General features: G+C 70.1%; 12 protein-coding genes and 1 pseudogene. 5 read left to right on the top strand and 8 right to left on the bottom strand.

The features are described 5' to 3' along the window. Positions 1–24: 24 nt before the first annotated feature. Entirely contained in the window at positions 25–606 is a 582-nt protein-coding gene (locus ABZ780_RS26410; RefSeq protein WP_357487823.1) for a dihydrofolate reductase family protein, read from the bottom strand. Between the two features lie 118 nt (positions 607–724). Next, complete coding sequence (locus ABZ780_RS26405) at positions 725–1,387, bottom strand: hypothetical protein (protein WP_357487822.1); 663 nt, start codon at positions 1,385–1,387, stop codon at positions 725–727. 122 nt (positions 1,388–1,509) lie between these two features. Between ABZ780_RS26405 and ABZ780_RS26400 the strand changes: the two genes are divergently transcribed. The 4 genes from ABZ780_RS26400 (at position 1,510) to ABZ780_RS26385 (ending at position 7,151) form a co-directional block, all read left to right on the top strand. After that, on the top strand, positions 1,510–2,787 hold the full coding sequence (locus ABZ780_RS26400; RefSeq protein WP_357487821.1) for a HupE/UreJ family protein: 1,278 nt from the start codon (positions 1,510–1,512) through the stop codon (positions 2,785–2,787). Between the two features lie 143 nt (positions 2,788–2,930). Continuing rightward, a complete protein-coding gene (locus tag ABZ780_RS26395) occupies positions 2,931–4,910 on the top strand; it encodes a metallophosphoesterase family protein (protein WP_357487820.1) in 1,980 nt (659 codons plus the stop codon). A 94-nt stretch (positions 4,911–5,004) separates the two neighbouring features. After that, on the top strand, positions 5,005–6,084 hold the full coding sequence (locus ABZ780_RS26390; RefSeq protein WP_357487819.1) for a DUF916 domain-containing protein: 1,080 nt from the start codon (positions 5,005–5,007) through the stop codon (positions 6,082–6,084). Positions 6,085–6,179: 95 nt separating this feature from the next. After that, complete coding sequence (locus ABZ780_RS26385) at positions 6,180–7,151, top strand: NADP-dependent oxidoreductase (protein WP_357487818.1); 972 nt, start codon at positions 6,180–6,182, stop codon at positions 7,149–7,151. A 12-nt stretch (positions 7,152–7,163) separates the two neighbouring features. On the opposite strand, the gene ABZ780_RS26380 is transcribed toward ABZ780_RS26385, so the two are convergent. The 6 genes and pseudogenes from ABZ780_RS26380 to ABZ780_RS26355 form a co-directional block, all read right to left on the bottom strand. Further along, complete coding sequence (locus tag ABZ780_RS26380) at positions 7,164–7,754, bottom strand: HAD-IA family hydrolase (protein WP_357487817.1); 591 nt, start codon at positions 7,752–7,754, stop codon at positions 7,164–7,166. A 35-nt stretch (positions 7,755–7,789) separates the two neighbouring features. Further along, positions 7,790–9,013 (bottom strand): sigma-70 family RNA polymerase sigma factor, encoded by a 1,224-nt coding sequence (locus ABZ780_RS26375; protein WP_357002871.1) that lies wholly within the window; start codon positions 9,011–9,013, stop codon positions 7,790–7,792. Positions 9,014–9,048: 35 nt separating this feature from the next. After that, positions 9,049–9,399: a YciI family protein gene (locus tag ABZ780_RS26370; protein WP_357487912.1), complete on the bottom strand. Its 351-nt coding sequence runs from the start codon at positions 9,397–9,399 to the stop codon at positions 9,049–9,051. Positions 9,400–9,519: 120 nt separating this feature from the next. Continuing rightward, on the bottom strand, positions 9,520–10,731 hold the full coding sequence (locus tag ABZ780_RS26365; RefSeq protein ID WP_357002867.1) for a low temperature requirement protein A: 1,212 nt from the start codon (positions 10,729–10,731) through the stop codon (positions 9,520–9,522). A 61-nt stretch (positions 10,732–10,792) separates the two neighbouring features. Continuing rightward, positions 10,793–11,434, bottom strand: a pseudogene (locus ABZ780_RS26360) (tryptophan--tRNA ligase); the annotation flags it as partial. A gap of 223 nt (positions 11,435–11,657) precedes the next feature. Then, a complete protein-coding gene (locus ABZ780_RS26355; RefSeq protein WP_357487816.1) occupies positions 11,658–12,128 on the bottom strand; it encodes a PRC-barrel domain-containing protein in 471 nt (156 codons plus the stop codon). A 158-nt stretch (positions 12,129–12,286) separates the two neighbouring features. On the opposite strand from ABZ780_RS26355, the gene ABZ780_RS26350 reads away from it, so the two are divergent. Next, positions 12,287–12,541, top strand: a complete 255-nt coding sequence (locus ABZ780_RS26350; protein WP_357002863.1) for a hypothetical protein — start codon at positions 12,287–12,289, stop codon at positions 12,539–12,541. Positions 12,542–13,412: the final 871 nt, after the last annotated feature.

Here is a 13,412-nt window from a genome sequence, read left to right as displayed (position 1 = left end):
TGGCGCTGCCCCGTTCGGCGAGGGTCACGCCACCTCGTACTCCAGCAGGAGCACGCCGGTGCTGGTCGGCGTGCAGGAGGTCAGCCGCAGCGGCCTCGGCCGGTCCGTCTCGCGGAACAGCCGCTTGCCGGTGCCGAGCAGGAGGGGGTGCAGGAACAGCCGGTACCCGTCGACCAGGTCGTTCGCGACGAGGTCGTGCACGAGCACACCGCTGCCCAGCACGACGATGGTGCCGTCACCCTGCATCTTCAATTCCGCGACCGCCGACGCGAGGTCTCCGTCAAGCCGCTGGGCATTTGCCCAGGTGAGGTCGGTCAGGGTACGGGTGGCGACGTACTTCGGGGTCGCGTTGAGGTGTGCGGCCATCGGGTTGTCGTCGGGCTGGCTCGGCCAGAAGGCGGTCATCTTCTCGTAGGTCCGGCGGCCGAAGAGGTACGCCGTCGTCGACCGCAGCCCTTCCAGTGCGGTGGCTGTCTGGGTGTCGTCGAAGTACGGCGCTGCCCAGCCGCCGTGCTCGAACCCGCCGTCGCGGTCCTCGTCCGGTGACCCCAGCCCCTGCATGACCCCGTCCAGCGTCACGAACTCGACGACAACCAGATTCCGCATGACCGCACCCCTCGACTCGGCGTGCGACACCGCGTCGCCCGCTCGCCCTCTACACGAACGCAACGCGCGCCGATCGACAGTCGATCCGGCCGAGTTTCCGGTCGAGCGGGACCCACCGTCAGAGCCAGACGACGATGCCGGTCAGGTCGTTGAGCACGGCGGCGACGCCTGCCCGGATTGCGGCGGCGCAACGTTCGGCCGTGAAGGAGGCCGGGTCGTACGTCGAGGACATGCCGAGCCCTTCGCCACGGAACGATGCGCCGGACCAGTCGACGGCCGTGACGTTGTGGGTGGGCTCGGCCAGCTCCGCGCCCACCACGAGGAACTTCTCGTCCAGGTGGTTCGGGGTGACCAGCGCGAGCGCGTCGATCAGTTCGTTGCCCGCGCTGACGATGAGATCGGGGCCCATCTCCATGGCCTTGGCGATGGTCGGAACGGCGTCGTGCGCGTTGCCGACGGTGATCGTCCTGAGGTCGACGTGCTCGTCGTCGGCCCAGTCCTCGACCGCCGTCACGAGGGCCTTGGTCGGTTGGTCGTCACCGCCGGTGAGCAGGACGACCCGGTAGTCCTTCGGCGGATGGACGCCTGCCCACGAGCCGGGCTGCGGCGTGATGGTCGCCTCCGGAGCGGGCTTCGTGGAGGGGTCGACGAACCCTGGGCCCAGAGTGCCGATGGCGCTGGGCGCGGGGTGTGGCTGTGACCAGTCGTCGCCGGAGTTGCAGGCGGTGACCAGCGCGGCGGTCGCGGCCAGCATGGCGACGGCCCGAAGCGGGGGGCGCAAGGCGGTCGTCCTTTCGAGTGGTGGCGGGAAGTGCGCGTACTGCTTCGTATTCCTATCTCAATTCCGTCTGCCGGAAATCCGCAGAGGGCCGTTCCGGGGCTTTGTTCTCCGGCGGTTCGTCGGTGCGCGGGCTGCCGTTCACCCACGGCATGCAACGTGCACTGGCCAACCGAGGGAGTCAGATGTTAGGGCACGTCCGCCGTACAGTTATCGTCATCGCTGTCGGGATCATCGCGGCGGTGATCCCTTTTCTGGGCACCGGTCCGGCGTCCGCGCACGGCTTCTCGTCGACCGTGTACGCGAAAATTGCGGCCGGAGACGAGGGTCACATTCGCACGGCGATCGAGCTCGAATATGACCTCCTCGTCGTGTCCGCCGCCGATTCCGGTGGCGACGATCCGCTCTTCCAGGCCGGAACCGCCGCCTTCGAAGCGGGTGACACCGGTGCCCAGGCCGCGGCGCTGAAGGCCCACACCGCGACCGTGCTGACGTACGTCGGCGACCACTTCTCGGTCACCTCACGCAGTGCGGCCTGCCGGCCGAGCCAGGTGGGCGACGCGACGATCGGCGAGCGTGACGGCGTGCCGTACGCGAACCTGCTGCTCGACTGGAACTGTCCCGAGCAGGCCGACGAGCACGAGGTCCGCAGCGGTCTTTTCCCCGACGACGAGGGTTACGTCAAGGGCACCAAGACGATCGTCACGTACGAGATCGACGGCCGTTCGGGCAGCGCGGCCCTCGACGCCGCCCACCCCTCCTTCTCGACCGCGCAGGCCTGGTACGAGCGGTTCGGTGAGTTCTTCCTACTCGGCGCCGAGCATCTGCTGTCCGGCATCGACCACATCCTGTTCCTGCTGGCGCTCATCGCCGGATCGCGGCGACTTCGGGAGATCGTGCTCGCGGCCACGAGCTTCACCCTGGCGCACTCGGTGACGTTCATGCTCGCGGCCCTCGGCCTGGTCGAGGTGCCGGGGGCGATCGTGGAGCCGGTCATCGCGTTGTCGATCGCCGTCGTCGCCGGCTGGCACCTGTGGGGAATCGGGCGGCGCGGCGGTCACGCGACCGACCTGGACGCGGCCGGGCGCGGCCACTTCAGCCTGGACCGCTCCGGCTGGATCAGGCTCGGCGTGGTGTTCTGCTTCGGTCTCGTGCACGGGCTGGGCTTCGCGGGCGCACTGGGCATCGACGAGGCGTGGTCGTGGACCCTGCTGTGGTCCCTGCTGGTGTTCAACATCGGCATCGAGGTCGTTCAGTTGACGATTATCGCCCTCGTCTTTCCGCTGCTGCTCGTGCTGCGTCGCCGTGCGCCGAAAGCCGGTCTCTGGGCGACCGGCGCTGTTTCAGCGGGCGTGTCCATTATGGGCTTGGTCTGGTTTGTGCAGCGCCTTTCTGGATCATGAGTAGGGCTAAGTAGTTCGCGAAGTGCAGCCATTCGCAAGATCACGTTCATGGTCGGTTCATCGAGCAACGAAAGCTTGGATCTGCTTGCCCAGTGCCGGGCAAAGAACAATCCATCCCTCTATTTGAAAAGGGAACAATGTCGATGACATTGAGCACCTCGACACGGGCCTCCGGGCTCGTGCGGCGGCGCCTGGTCGCCGGGGTCGTAGCCGGATTCCTCGGGATGGGCGCGGCCCTCGGTAGCGGCCTGATGGCCGGTGCCAGCGCGGCCGAGTCCACCACGATCAGCAGCGTGATCCTCGGCGTCGGCGCCAACGAGACCCAGCGCATCGTGACCTGGTACTCCTCCGCCGACACGGCGCAGAAGATCCAGCTCGCCCCGACCGCCGAGATCGTCAACGGCGAGTTCCCGGCCAGCGCCGTCAGCTTCGACGCCGTTGGTGCGGCGAACACCTCCACCACCGGCTTCAACCGGCACGCCACGATCAGCAACCTGCGCGAGAAGACGGCGTACTCGTACCGGGTCGGCTCCGAGGGCAACTGGTCCCCGGCGTACGCCTTCAAGACGCAGGACTTCGAGGGCGACTACGACTTCCTGTTCTTCGGCGACCCCCAGATCGGCTCCTCCGGCGACCGGCTGAAGGACCAGGCCGGCTGGGAGGACACCCTGAAGGTCGCCACCGCGGCCAACCCGAACGCCGAGCTGCTGGTCTCCGGCGGCGACCACGTCGAGTCCGCCAACGACGAGGGCCAGTGGACCTCGTTCATGGCGCCCGACCAGCTGCGTCAGTACCCCGTCGTCGCCACCATCGGTAACCACGACGTCGGCGGCAAGTCCTACGAGCAGCACCACTTCACCCCGAACACCGACCGCACGGCCCCGTACTACGACAACGGGAACCCGGCGGGCACCAAGTCCGGTGGTGACTACTGGTTCGTCTACAAGGACGTGCTGTTCATCGACATCAACAGCAACAGCTACAAGCTGCCGACCGACGGCAGCAACGCCGGCGACGCCGCGCACGTCTCGTACATCACCGACGTGGTCAACAAGCACGGCTCCGAGGCCAAGTGGAAGGTGCTGGTCTACCACCACTCCATCTACTCGCCGGCCAGCCACGCGACCGACACCGACAACAAGCAGCGGCGGGAAGACTTCACCACGGCCTTCTCGAATCTCGGCATCGACATGGTGCTGCAGGGTCACGACCACAGCTACTCCCGCAGCTACTCCATCAAGAACGGCCAGAAGGAGAACCCGGCCGAGAAGCCGGGTGCTGCCGACGTGTTCCCCGGCCCGGGTGGCGTCATCTACGTGACGGCCAACTCGGCCTCCGGCTCGAAGTACTACGACATCAAGAAGCCGGACAGCACCGGCACCGGCATCCGCGGCAACGGTCCGGACCCGCTCGACCCGGGCAAGTACTGGTACAACTCGACGCAGAACCAGGAGCACGTCCGCAGCTACGTCAAGGTGCAGGTGCGCGGCGACAAGCTGGTCCTGGCGAACATCCGCAGCGGCACCTGCGCGGCGCCGAACGCGGCCGTCGAGGGCGGCCTCTCCTGCGTCAACACCCCGGACGGTCAGCCGGTCGGCTCGATCGTCGACAACGTGACGGTGCACCCGTACAACGGTGACGGCCAGTCCATCCAGGTCAACGTGCCGAACCCGGCTCCGGGCGAGTTCGGCTGGACGATCGACGGCTACAACGGCCTGGTCGACCTCGGTGTCGCGCAGGAGCGCAACGGCACTTACTTCCAGGCCAGCGGCAAGATCAACCCGATCCTCGTGTCGGACAGCCGCCGCTCGCTCGCCCCGTGGTCGATCTCGGCCAACGTGGGTGATTTCCAGGACGGCGACAAGACGTTCTCCGGCTCGTACCTGGGCTGGACCCCGTACGTGCTCGACGCCGGCGCCGGTGCCGAGGCCGGTGCTCCGGTCCTGTCGTCCTTCGACGACCAGGGCAAGGGCCTCTCGGTCTCCAGCGGCCTCGGTGCGGCCGCCCAGGGCCACCCCCGGGGCGGCGCCAAGCTCGGCGCTGACCTGGACCTGAAGATCCCGGACAGCGTCGCGAAGGGCAGCTACCGCGCCACCCTCACGATCACTGCGCTGAGCAGCTGACCGGACCCCAGTGAGCCGGTGGGGTAGGCGCCCTCGCGGGCGCTTACCCCGCCGCTCGTCACCACTACCAACCCAGACCGTCTGAGGACCCGAGATGCCCACGACCGAAACGCGCCGGAAAGCCACCGTCGTCGCCCTCCTTCGTACGACCGTCCTGTCCCTGCTCGCCGCCGTCGCGGCCGTCGGCGTCGCTGCCGGACCCGCCGTGGCAGCGGACGGCGACGTCGCCTGGACGGTGCGGACGGCCTCCAACAGCTACGGCGCCGACCGGTCCAGCTACAGCTACAACGTCAACCCCGGTGGGGCCGTCGAGGACGCCATGGTCGTGGCCAACCGCGGCCCGGCGGCACTGAAGCTGTCCGTGTACGCCGCCGACGGATTCACCACCGGCGCCGGCCAGCTCGACCTGCTGACCAGGGACAAGAAGTCCGTCGCGATCGGCGCCTGGGCGCACGCGGGCTCCGACAGCGTGGTGATCCAGCCCGGGAAGACCGCCCAGGTCCCGTTCCGGATCAGCGTGCCCGACAACGCCACACCCGGTGACTACGTCGGCGGCATCCTCACCACGCTGACCCAGGCCAACCAGGCCGAGGGCATCAACGTGGATCGGCGCCTCGGTATCCGGATCAAGCTGCGGGTCGGCGGCGAACTCACGCCGAACCTCGCGATCGAGGACTTCCACGTGCGCTACGACGGCACGCTCAACCCGTTCGGCAAGGGCGACGCCACCGTCTCGTACCGGATCCACAACACCGGCAACGCGGCGCTGTCCGGCCAGCAGGACGTGTCGGTCTCGGGCCCGTTCGGCATGCTGCGGGTCCGGGCCGACGAGATCGCCGCGCCACCGGAGCTGCTCCCCGGCGAGAGCTGGGACGTGACGGTGCCCGTGCACGGCGTGACGCCCGCCGTCCGGCTCGCGTCGACCGCGACCCTCACACCCCTGCTCACCGACGCGTCCGGCTCCACCACCTCGCTCAAGCCCGTCCAGGCCACGGCGCACGGCTGGGCCCTGCCCTGGATGCTGACGCTGGCACTGGTCGTCCTGATCGCCGTACTCGTCGGTGCCCTTCTCTACCGGCGGCGCAGCCGGTCGCAGCGCAGGACGCGGGAGGACGCCCGGGTACGGGACGCCGTCGCACAGGCGCTGCGCGGCCAGGGAGCGCAGACGGCCTGACGCCCCTTGTGGGTGAACGGCGCCCAGCCCAGGGCCGGCGCCGCCGCACAGCCGGCATGCTGCGACGGTGACGCCGGTACGGGGAGGGATTCCACATGGTTGACGGGGATGTGCCCGAGCGGATGCAGGTCGCGGCCTTCGACGCGTTCGGCGGGCCGGAGGTGATCACCCTCCGGAAGATGCCCGTGCCGGAGATCGCCGCCGACGAGGTGCTGATCAAGGTGTGGAGCGCCGGCGTGGGGGTGTGGGACGCGTACGAACGGGAGGGTGTGCTGGTGCCCGAGGGCACCGAGTTCCCGATCGTGCCCGGCTCCGACGGTGCCGGAACCGTCATCACGGCCGGCGGCAAGGTCACCAACGTCGCGGCCGGCGACCTCGTCTACGTCTCCGCCACCACCCGGCCCAAGGGCGGCTTCTACGCCGAGTACGCGGTGGCGAAGGCCGAGTATGTGGCCAAGGTGCCCGACGGTGTGCCGGCGGAGCACGCTGGCGCCCTGCCCACCGACGGGCTGACCGCGCTGGCCGGGCTGGACGCACTCGGCCTGCCGGCCGGCGCCTGGCTGTTGATCTTCGGGGCGAGCGGTGGTCAGGGCCACCTGGCCGTGCAGTTGGCGAAACGGCAGGGGCTCAACGTGATCGCGGTGGCCTCCGGGCCGGACGGGGTGGCGCTGGTGACCCGGCTCGGCGCCGACGTGTCCCTCGACGGCCACGGCGACACCAACCAGGTGCTCGAACAGATCCGGGACGCGGCACCGGGCGGGGTGGACGGCATCCTGGCGATGGCCGGCGGCGACACGCTGGACCGGCTCACCGAGGCGCTGTCCGACGGTGGCGTGGTCGCGTACGCCCACGGCGTGCGGCCGGAGCCGAGCGAACGGCCCGGCGTGCCGGTCCGGGCGTACGACGGCGTGGCCAACCCCCGCCAGTTGCAGCGCCTCAACGAACTGATCGAGGCGGGCCCGTTCGTGGTGCACGTCGCCGAGACGTTTCCGCTGGGCAAGGTGGTGGAGGCGCACCGACGGTTGCAGACCTCCTACGCGGGCAAGCTGCTGCTGACCATCGCCTGAGACCGGTCGACCTCAACGGGTGCGTTGCTGCGGCACGCGTACCGACGCCATGCCGGCCGCGGTCGCGGCCTGGATGCCCAGGTCGGTGTCCTCGAAGACCAGGCAGGACCCCGGGGGTACGCGGAGCTGCTGCGCCGCGAGCAGGAACGCCTCCGGGTCCGGCTTGGCCCGCGTGTAGTCGTCGGCGCAGACCAGCACGTCGAAGCGGTCCAGCAGGCCGAGCGCGTCGAGGGAGGCGGTGACCGAGGCCCGGGTGCTGCCCGAGACGACGGCGAACGGAACCCGTCGGTGCGCGTCGTGGATGTGCGCCAGCACCTCGGGCACGGCGGCGAGCCGCGGCAGCAACTCCTCGTAGTAGCTCTCCCGGCGCTCGACGACTGTCGCCACCGGCATGTCCAGCCCCTGCTGCTCGTTCAGGGTGACGACGATGTCGGCGGTCGGCCGGCCACCCCACGCGTAGAAGAGGTCCTCCGGGAACTCGCAGCCCCACTCGTCGAGGGCGCGCTGCCAGGCCAGGTAGTGCAGCGGCATCGAGTCGACGATGGTGCCGTCGCAGTCGAACAGGTACGCGGCGAACTCACCGGGAGGCAGAGGCAGACTCACCGGGGAAGGGTACAGCGCGGGCTCGCGGAACAGCTTCAGTCGGCCGTGACGGAGGCCAGCCGGCGGAGCAGATGCTCCCGTTCCGGCTCGGTGCCGACCAGCGTCAACGCGTTGCGGTACGCCGCCGCGGCCTCGCCGTTGCGGCCGAGCAGGCGCAGCAGGTCGCCGCGGGTCGCCGGATACGGGTGGTAGCCGCGCAGCCGAGGGTCGTCGGCCAACTCGTCCAGCAGCGCGAGCCCCGCCTCCGGCCCGTCCCGCATCGCCACCGCGGCGGCCCGGTTGAGCGCCACGACCGGCGAGGGGATCAGCCCGAGCAGCACGTCGTAGAGCGCCACCACCTGCGGCCAGTCGGTGCTTGCCACGTCGGGAGCCTCGTCGTGCAGCGCGGCGATCGCGGCCTGCACGCCGTACGGCCCCGGTGGCCCGCCGGTCAGCGCGACAAGCACCAGCGCCCGCCCTTCGTCGATCATCGCGTGGTCCCAGCGGGTGCGGTCCTGGTCGTCGAGGAGGACGACCGCACCGTCCGGTCCGGTACGCGCGTCTCGTCGGGCGTGGGTGAGCAGCATCAACCCGAGCAGCCCGGCGACCTCCCGCTCGCCGGGCAGAAGCCGGCGCAGGATCCGGGCCAGCCGGATGGCCTCCGCGGCGAGGTCGGTCCGCTGGAGATCCGGACCGGAACTGGCCGCGTACCCCTCGGTGAAGACCGAGTAGACGGCCTGGAGCACCGTGGGCAGCCGTTCGGGCAGCTCGTCGGTGCCGGGCACCCGGAACGGGATGCGCGCGTCGCGGATCTTCCGCTTGCTCCGGACGAGCCGCTGGGCCATGGTCGCCGGTGGCACCAGGTAGGCCCGCGCGACCTCGGCGGTGGTGAGGCCGGCGAGGAACCGCAGGGTGAGCGCTCCCCGATCCTGCGCGGGCAGGGCCGGATGTGCGCAGGTGAAGAAGAGCGCCAGCCGGTCATCGGGTAGGTCGCGGTCAGCGTCGGCGGGTGGGGCGGGCTCGGCCCGCTCGGCCTCCGCCTGGAGCACGGCGAGCCGGGTCGCCAGGACCCGGTCGCGGCGCAACCGGTCCACGGCGCGGCGGCGGGCCGTGGTGAGCAGCCACGCGCCGGGCCGGCTCGGCACACCCTCGGTCGGCCAGTGCGTCAGCGCCGCCTCGATGGCCTCGGAGGCGACCTCCTCGGCCAGGTCGAGGTCCCCGAACCGGTGCACGAGCGAGGCGAGCAGTCGGCCGCGTTCCTCCCGGAACACCGCCTCCACGGACGAACCGACTGCTGCCTCCTCGCCCGCCACGGTCAGACCGGCATCTCGATCTCGGCGATCGGGCGGACCTGAACCCAGCCACCGCCGACAGCACCGGGACTGCGGGCCGCCCACTCCAGCGCGGCGTCGAGGTCCGGCACGTCGATGACGTCGTACCCGCCGAGCAGTTCACGGGTCTCGGCGAACGGACCATCGGTGATCGTGCGCTCGCCGGCCGGCCCCACCCGCACGGACGTACAGGTGGTCAGGTCCTGCAAAGGATGCCCGGAGACCCAGACCCCGGCGTCCTTGATATCCCGGTCGAAGCGGATCCAGTCCTCGAAGGTGCACCCGTTGTCGACGGCCTCCCCGTCGGGCCCGACGGGACTCATGAACAGCAGCATGTACTTCACGTTTCGGCTCCTCTCGGTGCGGCGTGTCGCCGTACAGCATGACGACGAACGAGGCCCGGGGATATCGACACGGCGTCAAGGTTCTTTTCCGAGGCCCCCGGGCCTGGGAATTCACGGGAGCAGCGGCTGCGCCGGGTCGGGCCGCTCGTCGCGCCGGTCCATTCGCCGCTCGTACCAGGTCACCCCGATCAGGAAGACGGTCAGCACGGCCAGCGCCGCCAACGGGGGCAGAGATCGGCCGACCGGCAGCAGGGCCAGCGGCAGCAGCGCGGCCACGACCTGCGTCGGGTAAACGGCGCGAACGGTCAGCCGGCGGAAGACCAACCTGCTGAGCAGGTAGAGGGCAGTGCCGCCGTAAAGGGCGGTGGCGGCTTCCCAGCCCAGCCGGTCGGGATGGGACGACTCCTCGGTGAGCTGACCCAGCACCTCCTCGATGCCGAGCGCGACGTAGATCGCGCCGATGATCAGCGGGGAGTGCCCCAGCCCGTACGCGTCGCCGGCCACGCCGGCCCGCCGCTCACCCGGCACGTTGGCGACAGCCTGCCGCGCGGCGGGCGCCAGCCGGTCGAAGTAGAGCCACCACAGGCAGACCGTGCTGGCGAGCCCCAGCAGTGCGGCCAGTACGGCCGCGCCGACCGGCGCCATCGCCCGTGGCCCTGCGCCAGCGGAGAGCAGCGACTCGCCCAGCGCAATGATCAGCACCAGCCCGAACCGCTCGGTGAAGTGGTCCACGCTGCGCAGTTGCCACGGCCGGAAGAAGGACGCGATCCGGGCGCCACCGATGTCCACCAGGAGCGCCGCCGTCCAGAGCACCGTCTGGGCCGCGCCGCCGAGCAGCGCGCCGCCGAGCAGCGGGAACCAGGCCAGCACCACCGGAACGGCGAAGAACCGCAGCGTGGAGCGCAGTGCCGGGTTCGTCGTGCTCACCCAGAACAGGATCACGAGCTGCACCGCCCGGCCGACCACGTAGGCCAGGGCGAGGGTGAACGGCGCGTCGAAGAGCTCCGGGCTCTGCTGCCACGCGTCCGGTAGCACCAGTGCGGCCACGAAGATCGCGGCCATCGCGACCAGGGTGGCCGCGCGGACCAGGCCGACGTCCGGACGGACCAGGTTTCCCAACCAGGTGTACGGCCCCCAAGAGTAGAGCAGCAGCAGGAGGAGGAGCAGCCCCTGGGCCAGAGTGAGCGCGGTCGGCGACCCGGCCATGAACGTGATGACCCGGGTGAGGGCGAAGACGAAGACCAGATCGAAGAAGATCTCGAACATCGTGGTCCGGTGCGTCTCCGCAGCCGGCACCGGACGAACGCGGAAAATCCCCCTCATCCCCGCATTCTGCGCTGATCGAGGGCGAGCCGGCCGACCATCCAACCGGGGTCCCCCTGCTTCAGGCCGAGGCGTCCGTCCGACGCCGGCTCCGCTCGGCCCGTCGCCGCACCTGCTGGTACGCGCCGGTCAACCCCATCGCCCGGCGTACCTCGATCAAGGTCTGGCGCACCTCCTGGCGGGTCCGCTCGGTGCCCTCGACGATCAGCCGGTCGACCAGCCCTCGGTCAGCTTCGATCTCTGCGCGCCGCTGGCGGATCGGCGCCAGGAACCCCTCAAGCGCCACGACCAGCCGTTCCTTGACCTCCACGTCACCCACCCGCCCGGTCCGGTAACGCCGGGCCAGGTCCGCGACCTCGTCGCGGTCCGGGTTGAACACCTCGTGGTACGCGAAGACCGGGTTCCCCTCCACCGTCCCCGGCACGTCGGCCCGCACCCGGTTCGGGTCGGTGTACATGCCGAGCACCTTGCGACGCACCGTGGCCGCATCGTCGGAGAGAGCGATCGAGTTGCCTCGGCTCTTGCTCATCTTGGCCACGCCGTCGGTGCCCACCAGGCTCGGCGTGTCCGACGGGATCAGCTCGGGCACCGGGAAGACCGGCCCGTACAGGTGGTTGAACCGCCGGGCGATCTCCCGGGTCACCTCGACGTGCGCCGCGTTGTCGCGGCCGACCGGGACCACCTCCCCCTTCACACAGAGAAGCGCCGAGCGGGACGAATTCGCCCCTCGGTCAGCGAGATCGGCTCAGCGAGCCGTCCGCCATCGCGCGCCGGCGCGAAACCGCAGACCACCGGCACGGAGGACATCCAGAAGTTGCTCACGGCCGTCGCCGGAACTGCTCGGGAACGCGGGCACCACACCGCGCGGGAGGCCATCGACCATGTCGACCGCCTCCGACGCGCAGTTGCCCATCCGGACCACGGCGTCAGAATACCCGCGGGGTGGCGCCGGCCGGGGGAACGTAGCGGTCGGCGTAGTAGTTGCCCACCCGCTCCCGGTACTCCGGGTCGACCGCGTCCGAATCGAACGGCGGCGCGTCCTTGATCTCCTGCCGGGTCCGGTCGACGTGCACGACGCGTTCCTGGTGATCCACCTGGGCCACCGTGCCGGCCGGCAGCAGCACCTTCTGACCGAAGATCCATGGCCCGGTGTCCACCACCAGGTACCCGGCATCCGCCTCGTCGCTCGCCTCGTCGATGGTGCCGATGCGCCCGTCACTCGCCTGCACGTGGTAGCCCACCAGGTCCACCGGAGTACCGGGGCCGGGTGCGTCCGGACCGTCGTGCCCACCGTCCTGCCGCTGCGGCGGTGTGACCGAGGGGGTGGCCTGGTCGTACCCGCCAGCGAGGGCGGACGGGTCACGCCAGGCCCACGGATTGAAGATCGAGGGTTGCATGAGGGCACCTCCGGGTGGACGGTCTACAGGCTGTCCTGTCTCGCAGTGCCCACCGGGCTGTCGTCGGAAACGGACGCGCTGTCGCCGGCGGGCGCGTCGCCGCCGGCTCGCGTCCGCGATCAGCCCGGTGAGCAGGGCCGCTGGCATACTCGACTGCCATGGTGTTGTCGCGAGGGTGGGCCGTCTTCCTGGTCGGGGTGGGGATCTGGACCTGGGTGATCTGGCCGAGGTTCGCGGTCGCGATCTGGCAGGACCCGCGGTCCTGGGTGTCCGGCACGGTTGCCGACGGCGCCGCCACCAGCTTTCTCTGGGTGCACGCGCTGTTGATCGCGGCGTCCCTGGTCATCGGGACCACCGTCGGCGTCCTGGGCGTCCGGGCCTGGTTCGCGGCTCGCCAGCGACGGGCGTCCTGACGGTTCGCGGTCTGGCTGACGGTTCGGGGTCTGGCTGACGGTTCGCGGTCTGGCCGACGTTCGCGGTCTCGCTGGCGTTCCCGATCTGGCTGGTGTTCCCGGTTCGGCTGACGCGGAGTGGTTCGCCGCTCAGCGGCGGCGGGTCGTGGCTTCCCCGCTATGGGACGTGGAGTCCGCGTGTCGACAGCCTCGACCCGCGTCCCTCGCCGACCAGCTTCTGACCGGGAGCGCCGACGCCGCTGATCGACACCAGATCGGCGATATGGGGGCATCGCACCGCCGGGAGACCCCCATATCGGCGATCTGGCGTCGGTCGTCGCCCGCCAGGGGCCGCGAGTGTGACGCGGGACGCTACCCGCGGATTTGACGATCAAACCCGCGGACGCGTAACTTTCTCTCTGCCAGCGCGGAACGGGGCAAACGGGACGAAAGTCCTGGAGCACCGAAACGAACTGGCAGCCGAGTCAAAACAGGGGTTCGCTCCTGCGAGACACGGTCCGGGCGGGGCTCGCCGAATCAGCCGCGAGGCGGATTTGGCGCAGCGAAGCCGACCGGGTAAGGTTCACCCCCGGCAGGGCACCGGGCAAGCCCGCAGGAAACTGCGGCGGCCGGCCTGCCGAATCCGATGACCTGACGCAGCGGTTCGCTGCTGCGTGAGTGCGCCGGGACCAACCCGTACCAAGCACGACAGACCGGGACACACGGTTTGACACGGCGCAGACGGTGAGGTAACGTAGTAAAAGTGCCCGGCGCGAGAGCGGCGGGGACGCAGAACGGAAAAGCCCCGTGATGGGGCCCCGGGTTGGGGCTTTCTGATCGGTGTGTGGTTGTTCTTTGAGAACTCAACAGGGTGCTTGTAAAGCCAGTGCCA

Origin of the sequence: Micromonospora sp. NPDC047467 (genome assembly GCF_040643095.1) — a bacterium.
In the GTDB taxonomy this organism is placed as follows: Bacteria; Actinomycetota; Actinomycetes; order Mycobacteriales; family Micromonosporaceae; genus Micromonospora.
The sequence above is the reverse complement of the archived record's forward strand: the minus strand, read 5'-3'. Positions and strand labels throughout refer to the sequence as shown.